This window comes from Pseudomonas sp. R4-39-08 (genome assembly GCF_003852275.1).
Taxonomy (GTDB): domain Bacteria; phylum Pseudomonadota; class Gammaproteobacteria; order Pseudomonadales; family Pseudomonadaceae; genus Aquipseudomonas.
Window position 1 is genome coordinate 1,229,041 of the sequence record NZ_CP027733.1, and the last position, 17,204, is coordinate 1,246,244.

Below are 17,204 nucleotides of genomic sequence, written 5' to 3' on the forward strand. Positions count from 1 at the left end.
CCCTTACTCAAGGGCGCAGGTTGAGCGAGGGTGCCGTGCGCCCGGATGAATGTGAGGGTCGAGTGTAGGCGCGGCGCCAAGGGGCCCAGCGGTGCATGTGTCTCGGACAGCCGAGCAGTATGCCGGGTTGGTCTCAGGTAACGCATAGCATCAGTTAGAGAGGCTTCGGCTCCTGAGCCGCCACAGGTTCAGGGCCGTGCCAATGCAGGTAACGGGAAGCCTGTCGCGGGCCTCAGCGCACCGCACTCACGCCATCGAGCGTCGAAAATGACGTGTCCTTGGCCGTCAGCAAGAAGTCACGCATGTACGGCGCATCCAGCATGTCCGCGCGAATCCCCGCATACAGTGTGGCGAACAAACCTTTCTCGCCCAGCCGCTTGGCCTTCACATAACCGCGTGAACTGTACTCGTGCAACGCCCAATGGGGCATGCCGCACACGCCACGGCCGCTGGCCACCAGTTGCATCATCATCACCGTGAGCTCCGAAGTGCGCACCTGGGCGGGTTCCACGTCGGCCGGCTCCAGGAAGCGGGTGAAGATGTCCAGGCGATCACGCTCCACCGGGTAGGTGATCAGGGTTTGCGTCAGCAGGTCTTGCGGCACGATGTAGGATTTATTCGCCAGCGGGTGCTGGTTGGCCACGGCGAGCATGGCTTCGTAGGTGAACAGCGGCACATAAGTGATGCCCGGCAGCTCCAGCGGGTCGGAGGTCACCACCAGGTCGAGGTCGCCACGGGCCAGGGCCGGCAGTGGCGCGAAGGCAAAGCCCGAGGCCAGGTCGAGCTCCACTTCGGGCCAGGCATCGCGGAACTGGTCGATGGTCGGCATCAGCCACTGGAAGCAGCTGTGGCATTCGATGGCCATGTGCAGGCGCCCGGCGGTGCCGCCGGCCAGGCGTGCGATGTCGCGCTCGGCGCCGCGCAGCAGGGGCAGGGTGGCGTCCGCCAGTTGCAGCAGGCGCAGGCCGGCGCTGGTGAAACGCACCGGTTTGGTCTTGCGCACGAACAGCGGCATGCCCAGGCGCTCTTCGAGTTCCTTGAATTGGTGAGACAGCGCGGACTGGGTCAGGTGCAGGCGCTCGGCCGCCTCCACCAGGCTGTCGGCTTCGCGCAGGGCGTGCAGGGTCTTGAGGTGACGGATCTCGAGCACGGGCTCTCCATGAAGACAATTTGTGACGAAGCGGAATAGCGTGAGTTTGTCTCATGTTGCCGTGCATGTCGACCAGGACCGCCTGGCACTCTTCATCAAACTGTCATCGAACTGTGGCAGCGCGCTTGAACAAACTTCATCAGACTCGCGCTCTACTGGGGTTCTGCGTTTCGGTGTTTTTCATGCGTGTGTTGCTTTTACTGGCCGCTCTGTTGTTCGGCCTGCCGTCTTTTGCGGCTTCTCGATGTGACGTCAATGTCCCGACCCAAACGGTCGACCTGGCTCAGGTAAGCATCGCCTACCAGAGTATCGGGCGTGCGTCCGACCCTGCCTTGCTGTTGGTGATGGGCCTGGGCGGGCAGTTGATCCACTGGCCTGACGAAGTGGTTGTCGCCCTGTGCCAGCAAGGTTTTCGGGTAATCCGCTACGACAACCGCGATGTTGGCCTGTCCACCTGGCGCCAGGCACCGGCCAGCGCCAACCTGACTTTCGAGGTGCTGCGCTACAAGCTCGGCCTGCCGGTGGCGGCGCCCTACACGCTGACCGACATGGCCGACGATGCCTTGGGTTTGATGGATGCGTTGCAGGTCCGGCAATTTCATGTGCTGGGGGCGAGCATGGGCGGCATGATCGCCCAGCACCTGGCGGCGATGGCGCCGCAGCGGGTGGAAAGCCTGACCCTGATCATGACCAGCTCCGGCGCCGAAGGCCTGCCGGCCCCGAACGCGGCGTTGGTGCAGTTGCTGTCGCGGCGCAGCGCGCCTAATCGTGAGGTGGCGTTGGAACAGCAGGCGGATTTGCTTGCGGCACTGGGCAGCCCGAATGTGCAGGATGATCGCCAGGCATTGCTGCATCAGGCGGCGCTGTCCTATGACCGTGCGTTCAACCCCGAAGGCGTGAAGCGCCAGATCATGGCGATCCTCGCCGAGCCGAGCCGCGTGCCGTTGCTCAACCAGTTGCGGGTGCCGACCCTGGTGGTTCATGGCACCGCCGACCCGTTGCTGCCGGTGATGCACGGCGTTCATCTGGCCGCGCATATCCAAGGCAGCCAGTTGAAATTGATTCCAGGCCTGGCCCACCGTTTCCAGGAAGCGTTCAAGGCGCCGTTGCTGGCGGCGGTGCTGCCTTACCTGCAAGCCCATCGCGAAGATACCGCGCACTGGGCGCAGATCGACCTGGGCGAGCCTTCGAAGCTGCTGTGAAGGTGGTGTATCGTGTCGCTTTTGCGGCGCATTAATGCCAGCGAGGTGGCCTGCCCATGAGTACTCCCCTGAAAATCGATTTCATCAGCGACGTGTCCTGCCCCTGGTGCATCATCGGCCTGCGCGGCTTGACCGAAGCCCTTGATGAGCTTGGCGCCGAGGTGCAGGCCGAGATTCATTTCCAGCCGTTCGAATTGAACCCGAAGATGCCCGCCGACGGGCAAAACATCGTGGAACATATCACTGAGAAATACGGCTCCAGCGCCGAAGAGTCCCAGGCCAACCGCGAGCGCATTCGCGACATGGGCGCCGCGTTGGGCTTTGCCTTTCGCACCGATGGCCAGAGCCGCATCTACAACACCTTCGATGCGCACCGCCTGTTGCATTGGGCCGGGTTGGAAGGCTTGCAATACAACCTCAAGGAGGCGCTGTTCAAGGCCTATTTCACCGACGGCCAGGACCCTTCCGACCATGCGACCCTGGCGATCATCGCTGAAAGCGTCGGCCTGGACCTCAAGCGCGCCGCCGAGATTCTCGCCAGCGACGAATACGCAGCAGAGGTGCGTGAGCAGGAGAAGCTGTGGATCACCCGTGGCGTGACCTCGGTGCCGACCATCGTGTTCAACGACCAGTACGCCGTCAGCGGCGGGCAGCCGGCTGAGGCGTTTGTTGGGGCGATTCGTCAGATCATCAAGGAGGCCAAACAGTAAACACAATGTGGGAGGGGGCTTGCTCCCGATGGCGGTGGATCAGTCAATGTATGCAGAGACTGACCCACCGTCATCGGGAGCAAGCCCCCTCCCACATGTGTCCTGTGTTCATTGCCCTCTGGCCCATCCCTTGCATTGACCCCCTAAAGCCCACCCGGTCTGCGGTTGGGCGCCGCCATTAGGGATGAAGCACTGCCTTGAATATTCTTGACCTCGACCACAGCCTCACCGCTCAGGCGCCGATTGCCCAGCGGTTGGCCAGCGGCCGGGCCACGCGCCTGGATCTGCTGGACCTGGGCCCTAAACTGCGCCTCTGGTCCACCGAAAAAACCTGGAAACGTTTCGTCGAGCGCCTGGCCCAGCGGCCACGGCCCAGGGATGCGCGCCCGGAAATCCTGTTCGTCGGCTCCGGCGACTATCACCACCTCACGCCGGCGTTTCTCGCCGACCTGAAAGAACCCATCAGCCTGATCCACTTCGACAACCACCCCGACTGGGTGCGCTTTGCGCCCAAGCGCCACTGTGGTTCGTGGGTCAACCGCGCGCTCAAGATGCCGGCGATCAAACGCATCGTCACCCTGGGCCCCTGCAGTGACGACCTGCATAACCCGCAGCTGCGCGGCGGTAACCTCGGGGCCCTCAAGCGCGGGCAGTTGCAGCTGTTCCCCTGGCAGCACCCGCCCTCGAAAGTCTGGGGCCGGGTCGGCGATGGCGCCGGGCACCGACAGCAGGAAAATCACCTGCACTGGCGCAACCTGGCGGAGCTGGACTGGACCACGTTCCTGGACCAGATGATCGCCAGCCTGCCCACCGACGCGGTCTGGATCACCCTCGACAAAGACGTGCTCGCCAGTGAAGACGCCGCCACCAACTGGGACCAGGGCGGCATGCGCCTGAGCCACTTGCTCCAGGCCCTGCGGGCGTTGGCCGCGCATAAACGCATCATTGGTATCGACGTGTGCGGCGAGTTCGCCGCGCCTGCCTTCAGCAATGCGTTCAAGCGCTGGGAAGCCAAGTCCGACCAGCCTCCGCCCGAGCGTTGGAGCGCGCAGGATTTGCAGCGCAATGCCGCGACCAATGCGGCGCTGATCGATCTGTTCGAGGAGTTGTTCCCGTGAGCCTGACCGTGGTGATGTTGCTGGCGCTTTCCATCGTGCTCGATGTGATCGGCCAGTTGTGTTTCAAGCTGGGCGTGGACCGTTTGCCGCAACTCGATGGCGGTTTCCGTCTGCGCGCGTTCTGGGGCCAGGTGTTCAATGCGCCATTGCTCTGGGCCGGCATCGGGGCCTATGTCATCGAGTTTTTCGTCTGGCTCGAAGCCTTGTCCCGTGCGCCGTTGAGCCTGCTGTTTCCGCTGGCGGCGTTGGCGTATTGCCTGGTGGTGCTGGCGGGCCGTTGGGTGCTCAAGGAGACCGTCAGCCGACGGCGTTGGCTGGGCACGCTGGTGATTACGGTTGGGGTGATGTTGGTGGCGATTGCGGGGGGCCAGGCATGAGTACGCAAACCGTCGACACGGGCTGGTTGCATGGGCGGCTTGGCACGCTGGTGCTGTGGGCGCTGTTGATCGCCACTGAAAGTGCCGGGCAGTTGTTTACCAAGGTGGCCGGTGATCAATTGGGGCAGATGGATTTCACCTGGCAGTGGCTGGCGGATGTTGCGCGCAACCCGGGAATTCTGGCGGCGATTGCCAGTTATATCAGCGCGTTTTTCGTGTGGATGCTGATCCTGCGGCGCAGCAGTCTGTCGTTGGCCTTTCCGTTGAGTTCGCTAGTGTTTGTGGCGGTACTGCTGGGGTCTTGGCTGGGGTTGGGGGAGCACATCAGCCCGCTGCATTGGGTGGGGGTTGCGGTGATTATTGCCGGTATCGCCCTGTTGGCCGAGGGCGAAGAAAACTGAAACACGGCCCCCTGTGGGAGGGGGCTTGCCCTAATGCCTGTCAGTTAGGGCTTTTTGTAGGAGCGAGCTTGCTCGCGAAGAACGTCAACGATAACGCAGCGAATCTGGTTTAACGCGGCGTTCTCAGGTTTTTCGCGAGCAAGCTCGCTCCTACAGTAAACCCCTCCCACATTTAATCGAAGGTGTAGCTGATCGCCGTCTGCACCTGGCCCTGATTCACCGCGCCTGCTTGCCTGACAATGCTGCTGTTGGCCGCCGAGCCGACCAGGTGCACCCAACTCGCACTGGTCAGCAATGACCAGTTGGGCGCCAGGGGGAACTGGAAGCTCTGGCTCAAGGTGACGTTCTGGAAACCGCCACTGGCGTTATAGGCCTTGAACCCCGTGGCGGCCGCCTCGTTATCGTCCACCCCGAAAAACGTCTGGTTCTGGCGCGCGTCGGCAAAGTGCGCCACCAGGCCGCTGCTGCCGATAATCCCACCGCCCAGCGGGTAACCGAGTTCACCGCCGACCTTGCCCAGCACCCCGCTCTGGGAATGACCACCGCCCACGGCCTGGCCCAGCTGCGCGTAGACCCGCCAGAAATCGGCCGGCGCGTACTGGACGAAACCGCCGACCTCGGCCATGTCCGACACATTGCGCAGGCCTTGCAGCGCACCATTGGAGGTACGGCCCGACAAATAATTGATGTACGGGCCGGCGGTGAGGCCGTGGGCGTTCAATGCGCTCCAGGTCAAGCCGTCATCGATGCTCAGGCTGACGTCGCCCCAGTCCAGGTCCAGGTAGGGCACGGGGCGGGTTTCATAGCGGCTGCCGGTCGGGTCGTGGGGTTGGTAGCTGACGCCTGCGCCGACGTCTCCGGTAATGCCTTCGGCCTGGGCGCTCAGGCTCAGCAGCCCGACGAGTGCAGCGCATGTGATCCTTAACATGGTCACAGTTCCTGATGAGTGAACAGGCGCGCATGAACGCGCAAACCCTGGCGCCTGCGCAAGCACTCATCTTGTTTGTAGCAAGCTACAAAAATTGTAGCTTGCAGCGCACCTGTCGCTCGGAATATCCAGAAAACCCCCAGCCCCGCTGGGCTTTGGCCAATTGGCACACTCCCTGCTCTACCGGTAAGGCAAGCGCATACAGCGCGCCTCTTTCCAAAGGTAGACGCAATGATCCAATGGCATATCGTGTGTGACTTCGACGGGACCATCACCCCCACCGATGTCATCGACAACGTCCTCCAACGCTTCGCCGGTCCCGAATGGGAAACCATCGAACAGGAATGGCTGGACGGGCATATCGGCTCACGCGAATGCCTGAGCCGCCAACTGGCGCTGATCAAGGCGACCCCGAGCGAGTTGCTGGCCTATTTCGACAGTGTCGAGATCGACCCGGACTTTCCGGATTTCGTCGATCACGTCATGGGCCTGGGCGCGACCATCGAAGTGGTCAGCGACGGCATCGAGCAGGGTATCGCGCGCATTCTGTCGCGCAACTACGTGACCTTGCTGCCGATCCTCGCCAACCGCCTGCGCCAGGTCGACCAGAACAGCTGGCGCATCGACTTCCCGTATGCCAGCGATGCCTGCCGCGCCGCTTCCGGCAACTGCAAATGCAAATCCACGCCGCGCAACAAGCGCGTGCTGGTGATCGGCGACGGCAAGTCCGATATGTGCGTGGCCTCCACCGCCGACTTCGTGTTCGCCAAGGGCAGCCTCGCCGAGTATTGCGTCGCCCACCAGATTCCCCACGCGCGCTTCGACACCTTTGCCGAAGTGCCCGCATTGCTGGCGCAACTGCCACAAGGCATCGCCGCCAACGCCACCTCCTTTACTGCCGACACTCAGGAAATTTTCCATCATGTCTGATATCCGTATCGCTACCACTGAAGACCAGATCCTTCTGGATAAGGAAGCCAAGTACTGCTCCTACGGCGACACCGTGCATTACATCGAGCCACCGCGTATTTTCAGCCGTTGCGAAGGTTCCTACGTGTGGGACACCGAAGACCAGGCCTACCTCGACCTGCAAATGTGGTACTCGGCCGTCAACTTCGGCTACGCCAACCCGCGCCTGAACAATGCATTGAAGCAACAGATCGACACCCTGCCGCAGATTGCCAGCCAGTACCTGCACAAGGGCAAGATCGAGCTGTCGGAAATGATCGCGGTGGACGCCAAGAACAAATTCGGCCTCGACGGTCGCGTGCACTTCAACGTCGGCGGTTCGCAGTCGATTGAAGACTCGTTGAAAGTGGTGCGTAACGCGTCCAACGGCAAGAGCCTGATGTTCGCCTTCGAAGGCGGCTACCACGGACGCACCCTCGGCGCCTCGTCGATCACCTCCAGCTTCCGCTACCGTCGCCGCTATGGCCACTTTGGCGAGCGCGCCAACTTCATCCCGTTCCCCTATCACTTCCGTGGCCCGAAGGGCATGACCAAGGAAGAGTACGGCAGCCACTGTGTGCAGCAGTTTGCGCGGTTGTTCGAGACTGAATACAACGGCGTCTGGGACCCGAAAACCAACCAGTGCGAATACGCGGCATTCTACGTCGAGCCGATCCAGGGCACCGGCGGTTACGTGATCCCGCCGATGAACTTCTATCGCGAACTCAAGCATGTGCTGGACCAGCACGGCATTTTGATGGTGTCCGATGAAATCCAGATGGGTTTCTACCGCACCGGCAAACTGTGGTCGATCGAACACTTCGACGTGCAGCCTGACGTGATCGTGTTCGGCAAAGCGCTGACCAACGGCCTCAACCCGCTGGGGGGCATCTGGGCCCGTGAAGAGTTGATCAACCCGAAAATCTTCCCGCCAGGTTCGACCCACTCCACCTTCGCTTCCAACCCATTGGGTACGGCGGTCGGCCTGGAAATGTTCAAGATGACCAGCGAAGTCGACTACGGCGCGATGGTCATGGCCAAGGGCAAATACTTCCTCGAAGGCCTGCAGGACTTGCAGAAACGTTTTCCGATCATCGGCGATGTCGACGGCCTGGGCCTGGCGCTGCGCTGCGAAATCTGCGGCCCGGACGGCTTCACCCCAGACAAGGCGACCCTGGACTACATGGTCGAGGAGGGCATGAAAGGCGACATGCTGGTGGATGGCCAGAAGCTCGGTCTGATCCTCGACGTGGGCGGCTACTACAAGAACGTGATCACCCTGGCGCCGTCCCTGGAAATCAGCTACCCGGAAATCGAGCTGGGCCTGAAGCTGCTCGAGCAACTGCTGGTGCGAGCGACCACACGGTGAGTGCCGTCGAGATCGACCTCGGTGAAGGTGATGCCGGCTTCGTTCTCGGTGCTGGTCCGGTCGGGATCCTGTTGATTCACGGCCTGACCGGCACCCCGACGGAATTGCGCCAGGTCGCCAGGGGGCTGGTCAAGGCGGGCAACTGCACGGTGTACGTGCCCACCCTGGCCGGGCACTGCGGTGATAACAGCGACTTGCAGGCCACCGGCTGGCGGGACTGGTACGAAGGGGTGCGCAAGACCTTCGCACAGATCGAGCGGCGTCACGCGCAAGTGTTCGTTGGCGGCTTGTCCATGGGCGCGGTGATGTCGATGTATGTGGCTGCCGAACACCCTGGGCGGGTTGCCGGGCTGCTGATGTATTCCACCACCTTGAAGTACGACGGCTGGAGCATCAACAAACTGGCGTTTCTTACGCCGTTGCTGATGAAGATTCCGTTCGGCGTGCACCTGTGCAGCTTCGAAGAAAAGCCGCCCTACGGCATCAAGAACGAACGCCTGCGGGCCGTCGTCGAGCGGCAGATGAAGCAAGGCGAAAGCAGCGAGGCGGGGTTGTTGACCATGGAAGGTATCACCGTGCGCGAGTTGCACCGCCTGAACGCCGTGGTCAGGAAACGCATGCCCGAGGTCAAGGTACCGACGCTGGTGCTGCACTCCATCGAGGACGACATCACCAGCCGCTGGAACGCCGATTACGTGGAGCGCCACCTCGGTGGCCCGGTGACCAAGATCCTGCTGGATAACTGCTACCACATGATCACGGTCGACCTGCAATACCGCCGGGTGATCGAGTTGAGCGCCGCGTTTGTCGAGCAGCATTCGGTGCAACTCAATCGTGTGGCCTGATCCCTTTACTTGTAGGAGCGAGCTTGCTCGCGAAGGTCGTTAACGATAACGCGTACTGCCAGGCTGAGTACGTTGTCTGGGCGATTTTCGCGAGCAAGCTCGCTCCTACAGGAAGCGGTGTCGATAAGGAAAAACTGTGATAACCACCCAAGCCTTCCCGACCCTCCGGGCTATCCAGCGCGATGCCTGGAATGACTGTTTTCCCGGTGCCCTGGAGGACTGGGACTATTACCTCGCCGTGGAAAACGCCGCGATCGATGACTTTCAGTGGCGTTACCTGGCGGTTTACGAAGAGGGAACGCTGGCGGCAGTGGCTGTCGCGTTCATCACCCATTATCGTCTCGACACGACACTGTCGGGCGCCGGCAAGCGCTTGACCGAACGTGTGGCGCGACTGTGGCCGGGTCTGTTGCAACTGGGGTTGTATGCCCTCGGTTCGCCGGTGGCCGAGCGCTGCGACGTCGGTTTTGCCAGTGGCGTGGCGGATGCGCGGCGCCCGCAGTTGCTCAAGCACTTGCTGGAGGTGGCGCGCCGGGATGCGGATGACTTTGGCATCGGCCTGCTGGCGGTCAAGGACGCACCGAGCAACGACCCGCATTGGGCCGAAAGTTGCCGTGCGGCTGGCTTTCAAAGCATGCCGAGCCTGCCCACGGGCGTGTTGCCGCTGCCTTACGGCTCAGTGGACGCTTACCTTGGCTCGCTGGGTAAATCCACCCGCAAAGACCTGCGCCGCAAACTGCGCGCACCGGGGCCGCGGGTGGAGTGGCGGCACAACATCGATGATGTGCTGCCCGAGGTCATGCGCCTCTATGAAGCCACGCTGATGCGCGCGGACTTGCAGTTCGAACGCCTGCCCGCCGGTTACTTCACGCGGGTTCTCGAACAGCTGCAAGCGCGTGCGGTGTGTGTTCTTTACTGGGTGGACGAGCACCTGGTGGCGTTCAACCTGATCCTGCTCGACGAGCATCGGCTGATCGATAAGTTTTTCGGGCATGACATCGCGTTCAGCCGTGAGTACAACCTGTACTTCCGTAGCTGGCTGACCAATGTCGACTACTGTATTCAACACAATATTGCGGTGTACGAGTGCGGCCAGGCCGGGTATGCCAGTAAACTGCGCCTGGGCTGCCAGTTCCAGGGCAACAGCCTGTTCTTCCGCCACCGCAATCGGCTGGTCAACGGCGTGCTCAAGTTAGTCAAAATGTTGTTCCGACCGGATCGTTCCGACCCTGCCATGGCTGCTGCGATAAGCGAAACCTGATGATCACCAAGACCCGCCAGAAAGCCCGCCCCTTTGCCATTTCGCGCTGGAGCGTCCAGCGCAAGCTGGTGCTGGCCTTCTGGCTGGTCAGCGTCATTCCGACCATGATCGCGGCGGAATTGGCCGCCACCACGTTGTCGCAGATTTTCGACAGCAACGTGCGTATCTGGCTGCAGGAGTCGACCAAGATCGTCAAGGACGAGATCGGCGACATCCTTCACGACAACGCGCGCATGGCCAAGCTGTTCCTGCGCTACACCAGCCCACCCTCATCGCGGCAGGCCGAACGGCATGACCGGCTCACCGCCGACATCGCCGATGCCACCGACATCGATGTGGTGGCGCTGATTCGTAGCAGTGATCACAAGGTGGTGTTCAGCACCGCCGCCGACGACATCGTCAAGCAGATCAACCTGACCAGCAACACGGTATTGCAGACCGTACAGGTGGCCGGTGTCAGCACGGGCCTGGTGGTATCGACCTTCGAAACCAACCGCGATGGGGTCGATTATCTGTTGCTGGTGGCCACCTACCTGGACAGCAGCTTCCTTACCAGCGTGGCCGATGTACATTCCCTCGACCTGCGCCTGTACCTGGCCAATGCCACGGGGTTTTCCGAGATATTTTCCACCCAGCGCTTCGAAAACCACCCGGCGCGCATCCCGAAGAACGTCGAAGCCGAGCTGCGCAGCACCCGGCAGCCGAGCGAGCAGTTCACCAACCAGTACAGCGGCTTGTACTGGCCGATATTCAACGATGCCGGCGAGCTGCAAGGCGTGATCTTCAGCGGCCTGCTGCGCCACACGAGCCTGGTGGGGCTGGTGAATCAGAGCAACTTGTTCGTGCTGATTTTCCTGGTCAGCTCGGCGCTTTCACTGGCGGCAGGGGTGTGGGTGTCGCGGCGCCTGACCCAGCCGCTGCGGGACCTGTCCCAAGGCGTGAATGCGGTGATCTCCGGCAACTACGCGCACCGGGTAGAGGTCAGCGGCGGCGACGAGCTGGCGCAACTGAGCAGCACCTTCAACCACATGACTGAACGCCTGGGCGAATTGCATCACCTGGAAGCCCAACTGCGCCGGCGTGATCGTCTGCATGCCCTGGGTGAAGTCGCCATGGGCCTGGCCCATGAAATCCGCAACCCGCTGGGCATCATCAAGACGGCCACTCAACTGTTGCACCGGCGCGCCGACCTTCCGGACGCCGACAAGCGCCACTTGGAGTACGTGATCAGCGAGGTCAGCCGGATCAACGACCTGATCACCGAATTCCTCGACTTCGCCAAGCCCAATCCGCCGATCCGCGTACAGCAACCGGCCCGCCCGTTGGTGGAAGACATCCTCGGCTTCTGTGGCCCGGAGTTGAGTACTCACAATATCGATGCACAGATTGACGACCAGGCGCCCGACGCCACGCTCTACGCGGATGCCAAGCAGCTCAAGCAGGCCTGTCTGAACCTGATTCTCAACGCCATCGACGCGATGCCTGAAGGCGGGCGCCTCACCCTGGGTATCCGCAGCGTGGTTGACACTACCGTGATCAGCATTGCCGATACCGGCCAGGGCATCCCGGCAGATATGGTCGAGCGCATTTTCACGCCGTTCGTCACCACCAAGGCCTCGGGCACGGGGCTGGGCCTGGCCAAAGTCTATTCGATCATGGAGAGTCACGACGCCAGCATCGAGTGCATCAGTGAGAAAGATGCCGGCGCCACCTTCAACCTGTACATTCCGGCTAACGGTGAAGACGACGGCGAGGATGAGAACGGGCATGACGCATAACGTATTGGTGGTCGACGACGAGCCCAAGCTCTGTGATCTGTTGTCATCCGCCCTGAGCCAGAACGGCATCCAGGTGTTTACCGCCGGCAATGGCCTGCACGCGCTCAAGGTGCTGGAGCAGGAGGACATCGACCTGGTCATCAGCGACTGGCGCATGCCGGGCATGGACGGGCCGGCGTTGCTGGCCGAGATCAAGCAGCGCTATCCGCAGTTGCCGGTGATCGTGATGACGGCCTACAGCACGGTGAAAAATGCCGTGCAGTCGATGCGCAACGGCGCCTACGACTACATTGCCAAGCCGTTCGATATCGACGAGTTGGACATCACCGTGGCCAAGGCCCTGCAGTTTCGCGACATCATGCGCGATAACGCGCGCCTGCGTGCCGAGCTGGATGAACATGCACAGTTCGACAGCTTGGTGGGTGACAGTCCGGCGTTTCGTAAAGTGCTGCAGGCGGTGGACTCGGTGCGCGACAGCAGCGCAACCATCCTGCTGACCGGCGAAAGCGGCACCGGCAAGGAAATGGTCGCCCGCGCGATCCACAAGCATGGCAGCCGTGCCGACCAACCGTTCGTGGCGGTCAATTGCGCGGCGATTCCTGAGGGGCTGCTGGAAAGCGAAATGTTCGGTCATCGCAAAGGCGCTTTCACCGGCGCCGTGGCCGACCGGGTAGGGCGCTTCATGCAGGCCGACAAGGGCACGCTGTTCCTCGATGAAGTCGGTGATATGCCGTTGGCCTTGCAGGCCAAGATTTTGCGTGCCTTGCAGGAACGGGTCATCGAACCGGTGGGTGATCCCCGCGAGCGCAAGGTGGACGTGCGGGTGATTGCCGCGACCAACAAGAACCTGCTGGACGCGGTGGCCAACAAGGAATTTCGCGAAGACCTGTATTACCGGCTGAATGTCTTCCCGATTCCTTTGCCGGCCCTGCGCGAGCGCGTGGAAGACATCGCACCCCTGGCCCGGCACTTCGCCCGCACCCTCAGCGCGACCGCCGGCAAACGCATCACCGGGTTCAGCCCGGAAGCCTTGCAGGCCATGGCGGCGTACCACTGGCCGGGCAATATCCGTGAGCTGCAAAACTGCGTGGAACGAGCGACCATCGTAGCGGCTTCGCCGGTGATCGAGGATATCGATTTGCCGGGGTATCTGTTTGCTTCGAAACCGAGCGAGGACGGGGTGACGGCGATCCTCAGCGACGGGCCGGGTGTGCCACAGGACCTGGATGCGGCGCTGGCGGAAGTGGAGAAAGCCTACATTCTGGCGGCGTTGCAGGAGAGCAATGGCGTGCAGGCCGCGGCAGCAGCGAAGATCGGGATTTCGGAGCGCAGCTTTTGGTACCGCCTGAAGAAGCTGGGCATCCAAGTCGACAAAATAGTCCGCTGACACACTGTGGTTAAAACTGTGGGAGGGGGCTTGCTCCCGATAGCGGTATGTCAGCCATGAATTTATTGACTGACCCAACGCCATCGGGAGCAAGCCCCCTCCCACATTTGGACTGTGGTGTGTCAGGTGTGCAGGCGTACCCAGACGCTTACCAGGACGGTTGCCGCCATCAACCAGGCCACCGCCGCGACCGCCAGCGACGCCTCCAACCGCATCCGATCCACCATCACATACAACGTCGCCAAGTACACGAAGTACGGAATGATCGACCACATCCCAAACACAATGGTGGTCTTCAAATCCTCGACCGAGCGGCCTTTGCCGATGATGTAATGGGCGATCAGCGCAAAGGTCGGAAACAGCGGCACCAAGCCTGCGATGTAATAGTTTTTGGTCTTGGCCAGTGCGGCCAATATAAGCACCACCGCCGCGCCGAGGGCGGCTTTCAAGAATAGATCCATCAGTGACTCAACCCGTATTTTTTGACCTTGTCGAACAGCGTGGTCTTGGCCATCCCCAGTTCCTGGCTGGCCTGGGTCAGGTTGCCGCCGCTGCGTTGCAGGGCGTCAACGAGCAGGTTGCGTTCAAAGGCTTCCACCGCCTCGGTAAAGGCCAGGCCGTGGGCGCTGCCGCCCGTGCCGCTTTTCTTGAACGCGGGCAGGCCCAGGGCGAAGCGTTCGGCGACGTTGCGCAGTTCGCGTACGTTGCCCGGCCAGTCGTGGCTCATCAGGCTCGACAGGGTCTGGTTGTCCAGCTCCGGGGCGATGCGATCGAAGCGCAGTGAGGACTGCTGCAGGAAGTGTTCGAACAACTGCAGGATATCTTCACGGCGCTCGCGCAGTGGCGGCAGTTCCAGGGTGACCACATTGAGACGGTAGTACAGGTCGCTGCGGAACTGGCTGGCGCGGCTCAGTTCATCGAGGTCGGACTTGGTGGCGGCGATCACCCGGCAATCCACGGCCACGCTCTGGTTCGAACCCAGGCGTTCGAGGGTGCGCTCCTGCAGGACCCGCAGCAGTTTGATCTGCAGGTTGATCGGCATGCTTTCCACTTCATCGAGAAACAGCGTGCCTTCATGGGCGTGCTCGATCTTGCCGATGCGGCGCTTGCCGGCGCCGGTAAACGCGTTGGCTTCGTGGCCGAAGATCTCGCTTTCGAACAGGTTCTCCGGCAGCCCACCGCAGTTCAGTGCGACGAACTGGTGGGCGTGGCGCCGGCTGAAGTCATGCAGGCAGCGCGCGACCAGCTCCTTGCCGGTGCCGGTTTCGCCTTCGATCAGCACGTTGGCCGACGTGTCAGCGACGTTGGCAATCAGTTCGCGCAGGTTTTGCATCGCCGGCGAGCGCCCGATGATGCGACCCTCCAACGAATCGCGCTCGGCCAGTTGGCGCCGCAGCGACCAGACTTCCCGCGCCAGCCCACGCTGTTCAAGGGCACGACGGGCGACGTCTACCAGGCGTTCGGGGGAGAAGGGTTTTTCCATGAAATCGTAGGCGCCATTGCGCATGGCACCGACCGCCATGGAGATGTCGCCATGCCCGGTGATCAGCACCACCGGCAGGCTTTTATCCAGCGCCTTGAGGCGAGTGAGCAAGGCCAGGCCATCAATGCCCGGCAGGCGAATATCGCTGATGACAATGCCGGCAAAATTCTCGCCGATATGGGTCAACGCTTCTTCGGCACTGCCCACGCCAACGCTGGGAATGTCTTCCAGCGCCAATGCCTGCTGGCAACCCAGCAGCACGTGGGGGTCATCTTCGACGATCAGGACGGTGAGGTCTTGGGGTTCAATATTCATGTCGACTCAACTTTTTCAGCGCCCGCCAGCGGCAGGTTCAGGACAAACGCGGTACCACCAGCGGCCGGATGTTCAACGGCCAGGCTGCCTCCGGTGGCCGCCGCGAGGCTCGCGGACAGGGTCAGGCCCAGGCCCAGCCCTTGCTCGCCGGGCTTGGTGGTGAAGAAGGGCTCGAACAGGTGTTTGCGTGCCTCGGGGTCGATGCCGTGGCCATTGTCGCGCACCCGCAGGCGATATTTACCTTCGGCGCTCTGGCCTTCCAGCCACAACTGCGGCGCCGGTTGCGCCTGCATCGCATCGAGGGCGTTGCCGATCAGGTTGACCAGGATCTGCTCCAGGCGCGTCTGATCGATCTGCAACTGGGCATGGGTGAAGTCACGGTGCACGGCCAGGGGCAGGTTGTCCAGGCGCGCGCCGAGCACCTGGAACGCGGCGTCCACCGCCTTGGCCAGGTTCGCTTCGCCCTGGTCGTCACCGCGCCGGGCGAACGAGCGCAGGCTGGCGGTGATGCGACCCATGCGATCGATCAGTTCGTTGATGGTCTTGAGGTTGGCGCTGGCGGTGTCCAGGGCCCCACGTTCGAGGAAGCGCACGGTGTTGCCGGACAGGGTGCGCAGCGCGGCCAGGGGTTGGTTCAATTCGTGGGCGATGCTGGTGGACATCTGGCCGATCGCTGCGAGTTTGCCGGCCTGCACCAGTTCGTCCTGGGCACGGCGCAAAGTCTCTTCGGCCTGGCGCCGTTCGCGGATCTGGCCTTTGAGGCGTTCATTGCTGGCGCGCAGGTCGGCGGTGCGTTCGGCAATCCGTCGTTCCAGCTGGCTGTTGGCTTCCTGCAAGGCCTCCCGTGCGGCGAGGCGGGTGGCGATGACCTTGCGCCGCTCGTTCCAGGCAATCAGCAAAAACGCGACCAAGCCAAACGCGACGGCGACCAGGATGCCCTGGTTGATCGCGGCGCGGCGTAGTTCATTCAGCGGGGTGAGCAGGGTGAAGTTCCACGGTGTGTCATTCAGTGGCCGGGTTTGCGCCAGGTAACTGACTTCTTGCTTGTCGTTGACCACTTCGCTGTTGGCCGGGAAGGTCAGCTTTTCGCTGCCTTCGTTCAGCCGCTCGCGGGCCAGGGGTTCCAGGGCGTCCAGTGTCGCCCAGTAATATTGCAGGCTGTTAGCCAGCCGGTCCCTGGTGTCTTCGCTCAGGGGACGCACGGCCTTGAGGCGGCGGGCCGGGTCACTGGACAAGATGATGATGCCGTTTTCGTCGCTGACAAAAGCTTCGAGGCGCGCGCGTTGCCAGCGCTCTTCAAGCGCTTCCAGGCGGACCTTGACCACGGCGACGCCGATGATCTTGCCATGCTCTTCCAGGCCGTGGGCCAGGTAGTAGCCGGGTTCGCCGTTGGTACTGCCGATGCCGTAGAAACGACCGGGCTGGCCGCGCACGGCGTTCTGGAAATAGGCGCGAAATGACAGGTCTTCACCCTGATAACTGTCGGCGTCGCGCCAGTTACTGGTGGCCAGCACCCGGCCGGTGGTATCCATCACGTAGATGGCGCGGCTGCGGCTGCGGCGGTTCAAGCCTTCGAGGTAATCGTTGACGGTCTTGCGGGTTTCCTGGTTGGGGTCAGCCAGGAGCAGGGAAACGCTGGATTCCAGCTCAAGGAGGCTGGGCAGGTAGGTGTATTTGCTCAGTTCGCTTTCGACGGTGCGAGCGTGCAACTCCAACTGGCGTTCGCCGTTGTCGCTGAGGGTGCGGATGCCATAGTACTCACTGACGCAGAAGCCGATATAACCCAAGCCGATCATCAGGGCGATGATCAACGGCGGCAGGAACAGTTGACGTATCAGGCGAGGCTTCACGGCAAGTGATGGCGGCGCAGCGCGATAGGGGGTGGGGTCGCATTTCATCACAGATGCCTTGGGTCAGCTACCGCCCTCCGGC

At 62.1% G+C, this 17,204-nt stretch carries 16 protein-coding genes; 11 read left to right on the top strand and 5 right to left on the bottom strand.

Features of this window, described 5'->3' with window-relative positions; all coding sequences use genetic code 11:
* Positions 1 to 232: 232 nt before the first annotated feature.
* Positions 233 to 1,150, bottom strand: a complete 918-nt coding sequence (gene metR / locus C4J88_RS05375; RefSeq protein ID WP_124365990.1) for a transcriptional regulator MetR — start codon at positions 1,148 to 1,150, stop codon at positions 233 to 235.
* A gap of 182 nt (positions 1,151 to 1,332) precedes the next feature.
* Between metR and C4J88_RS05380 the strand changes: the two genes are divergently transcribed.
* The 5 genes from C4J88_RS05380 to C4J88_RS05400 all read left to right on the top strand — a co-directional run bounded on the left by C4J88_RS05380 (position 1,333) and on the right by C4J88_RS05400 (position 4,958).
* On the top strand, positions 1,333 to 2,352 hold the full coding sequence (locus C4J88_RS05380; RefSeq protein ID WP_124361488.1) for an alpha/beta fold hydrolase: 1,020 nt from the start codon (positions 1,333 to 1,335) through the stop codon (positions 2,350 to 2,352).
* A 56-nt stretch (positions 2,353 to 2,408) separates the two neighbouring features.
* A complete protein-coding gene (locus tag C4J88_RS05385; protein WP_124406396.1) occupies positions 2,409 to 3,062 on the top strand; it encodes a DsbA family oxidoreductase in 654 nt (217 codons plus the stop codon).
* 197 nt (positions 3,063 to 3,259) lie between these two features.
* A complete protein-coding gene (locus tag C4J88_RS05390) occupies positions 3,260 to 4,180 on the top strand; it encodes an arginase (RefSeq protein ID WP_124365992.1) in 921 nt (306 codons plus the stop codon).
* On the top strand, positions 4,177 to 4,557 hold the full coding sequence (locus tag C4J88_RS05395) for an EamA family transporter (RefSeq protein ID WP_124406397.1): 381 nt from the start codon (positions 4,177 to 4,179) through the stop codon (positions 4,555 to 4,557). The genes C4J88_RS05390 and C4J88_RS05395 overlap by 4 nt, the downstream gene beginning before the upstream one ends.
* Positions 4,554 to 4,958 (top strand): EamA family transporter, encoded by a 405-nt coding sequence (locus C4J88_RS05400; protein ID WP_124403228.1) that lies wholly within the window; start codon positions 4,554 to 4,556, stop codon positions 4,956 to 4,958. Before C4J88_RS05395 ends, C4J88_RS05400 begins: the two co-directional genes overlap by 4 nt.
* A 172-nt stretch (positions 4,959 to 5,130) precedes the next feature.
* Here C4J88_RS05400 and C4J88_RS05405 read toward each other — a convergent pair whose 3' ends face one another.
* Entirely contained in the window at positions 5,131 to 5,886 is a 756-nt protein-coding gene (locus C4J88_RS05405) for a MipA/OmpV family protein (protein WP_124406398.1), read from the bottom strand.
* A 231-nt stretch (positions 5,887 to 6,117) separates the two neighbouring features.
* Between C4J88_RS05405 and C4J88_RS05410 the strand changes: the two genes are divergently transcribed.
* From C4J88_RS05410 to C4J88_RS05435, 6 genes are all read left to right on the top strand, one after another.
* Entirely contained in the window at positions 6,118 to 6,816 is a 699-nt protein-coding gene (locus tag C4J88_RS05410; RefSeq protein WP_124365996.1) for an MtnX-like HAD-IB family phosphatase, read from the top strand.
* The gene (locus C4J88_RS05415) at positions 6,809 to 8,203 is read left to right on the top strand and encodes an aspartate aminotransferase family protein (protein WP_124365997.1); all 1,395 of its coding nucleotides are present in this window, start codon (positions 6,809 to 6,811) and stop codon (positions 8,201 to 8,203) included. Before C4J88_RS05410 ends, C4J88_RS05415 begins: the two co-directional genes overlap by 8 nt.
* Complete coding sequence (locus tag C4J88_RS05420) at positions 8,200 to 9,048, top strand: carboxylesterase (RefSeq protein WP_124406399.1); 849 nt, start codon at positions 8,200 to 8,202, stop codon at positions 9,046 to 9,048. The genes C4J88_RS05415 and C4J88_RS05420 overlap by 4 nt, the downstream gene beginning before the upstream one ends.
* Before the next feature lie 136 nt (positions 9,049 to 9,184).
* On the top strand, positions 9,185 to 10,309 hold the full coding sequence (locus tag C4J88_RS05425) for a GNAT family N-acetyltransferase (protein WP_124406400.1): 1,125 nt from the start codon (positions 9,185 to 9,187) through the stop codon (positions 10,307 to 10,309).
* Positions 10,309 to 12,087: a HAMP domain-containing sensor histidine kinase gene (locus C4J88_RS05430; protein ID WP_124406401.1), complete on the top strand. Its 1,779-nt coding sequence runs from the start codon at positions 10,309 to 10,311 to the stop codon at positions 12,085 to 12,087. The genes C4J88_RS05425 and C4J88_RS05430 overlap by 1 nt, the downstream gene beginning before the upstream one ends.
* Positions 12,077 to 13,474 (top strand): sigma-54 dependent transcriptional regulator, encoded by a 1,398-nt coding sequence (locus C4J88_RS05435; protein ID WP_124406402.1) that lies wholly within the window; start codon positions 12,077 to 12,079, stop codon positions 13,472 to 13,474. The genes C4J88_RS05430 and C4J88_RS05435 overlap by 11 nt, the downstream gene beginning before the upstream one ends.
* 122 nt (positions 13,475 to 13,596) lie before the next feature.
* Here the strand turns inward: C4J88_RS05435 and C4J88_RS05440 are convergent, their stop codons facing one another.
* The 3 genes from C4J88_RS05440 to C4J88_RS05450 are packed head-to-tail and all read right to left on the bottom strand — an operon-like array spanning position 13,597 to position 17,170.
* Positions 13,597 to 13,935 carry a GlpM family protein gene (locus C4J88_RS05440; RefSeq protein ID WP_124406403.1) on the bottom strand — a complete coding sequence of 113 codons (339 nt, stop codon included), beginning with the start codon at positions 13,933 to 13,935 and terminating at the stop codon, positions 13,597 to 13,599.
* Positions 13,935 to 15,272 (bottom strand): sigma-54 dependent transcriptional regulator, encoded by a 1,338-nt coding sequence (locus C4J88_RS05445; RefSeq protein ID WP_124406404.1) that lies wholly within the window; start codon positions 15,270 to 15,272, stop codon positions 13,935 to 13,937. Before C4J88_RS05445 ends, C4J88_RS05440 begins: the two co-directional genes overlap by 1 nt.
* Positions 15,269 to 17,170 carry a sensor histidine kinase gene (locus C4J88_RS05450; protein ID WP_124406405.1) on the bottom strand — a complete coding sequence of 634 codons (1,902 nt, stop codon included), beginning with the start codon at positions 17,168 to 17,170 and terminating at the stop codon, positions 15,269 to 15,271. The genes C4J88_RS05445 and C4J88_RS05450 overlap by 4 nt, the downstream gene beginning before the upstream one ends.
* Between the last annotated feature and the right edge of the window lie 34 nt (positions 17,171 to 17,204).

What these genes read in the sequence shown, in the direction of transcription:
- C4J88_RS05380 (WP_124361488.1), top strand. Translation starts at nt 1,333, where the DNA reads ATGCGTGTGTTGCTTTTACTGGCCGCTCTGTTGTTCGGCCTGCCGTCT.
- C4J88_RS05385 (WP_124406396.1), top strand. Translation starts at nt 2,409, where the DNA reads ATGAGTACTCCCCTGAAAATCGATTTCATCAGCGACGTGTCCTGCCCC.
- C4J88_RS05400 (WP_124403228.1), top strand. Translation starts at nt 4,554, where the DNA reads ATGAGTACGCAAACCGTCGACACGGGCTGGTTGCATGGGCGGCTTGGC.
- C4J88_RS05405 (WP_124406398.1), bottom strand. Translation starts at nt 5,886, where the DNA reads ATGTTAAGGATCACATGCGCTGCACTCGTCGGGCTGCTGAGCCTGAGC.
- C4J88_RS05410 (WP_124365996.1), top strand. Translation starts at nt 6,118, where the DNA reads ATGATCCAATGGCATATCGTGTGTGACTTCGACGGGACCATCACCCCC.
- C4J88_RS05415 (WP_124365997.1), top strand. Translation starts at nt 6,809, where the DNA reads ATGTCTGATATCCGTATCGCTACCACTGAAGACCAGATCCTTCTGGAT.
- C4J88_RS05430 (WP_124406401.1), top strand. Translation starts at nt 10,309, where the DNA reads ATGATCACCAAGACCCGCCAGAAAGCCCGCCCCTTTGCCATTTCGCGC.
- C4J88_RS05435 (WP_124406402.1), top strand. Translation starts at nt 12,077, where the DNA reads ATGACGCATAACGTATTGGTGGTCGACGACGAGCCCAAGCTCTGTGAT.
- C4J88_RS05440 (WP_124406403.1), bottom strand. Translation starts at nt 13,935, where the DNA reads ATGGATCTATTCTTGAAAGCCGCCCTCGGCGCGGCGGTGGTGCTTATA.
- C4J88_RS05445 (WP_124406404.1), bottom strand. Translation starts at nt 15,272, where the DNA reads ATGAATATTGAACCCCAAGACCTCACCGTCCTGATCGTCGAAGATGAC.
- C4J88_RS05450 (WP_124406405.1), bottom strand. Translation starts at nt 17,170, where the DNA reads ATGAAATGCGACCCCACCCCCTATCGCGCTGCGCCGCCATCACTTGCC.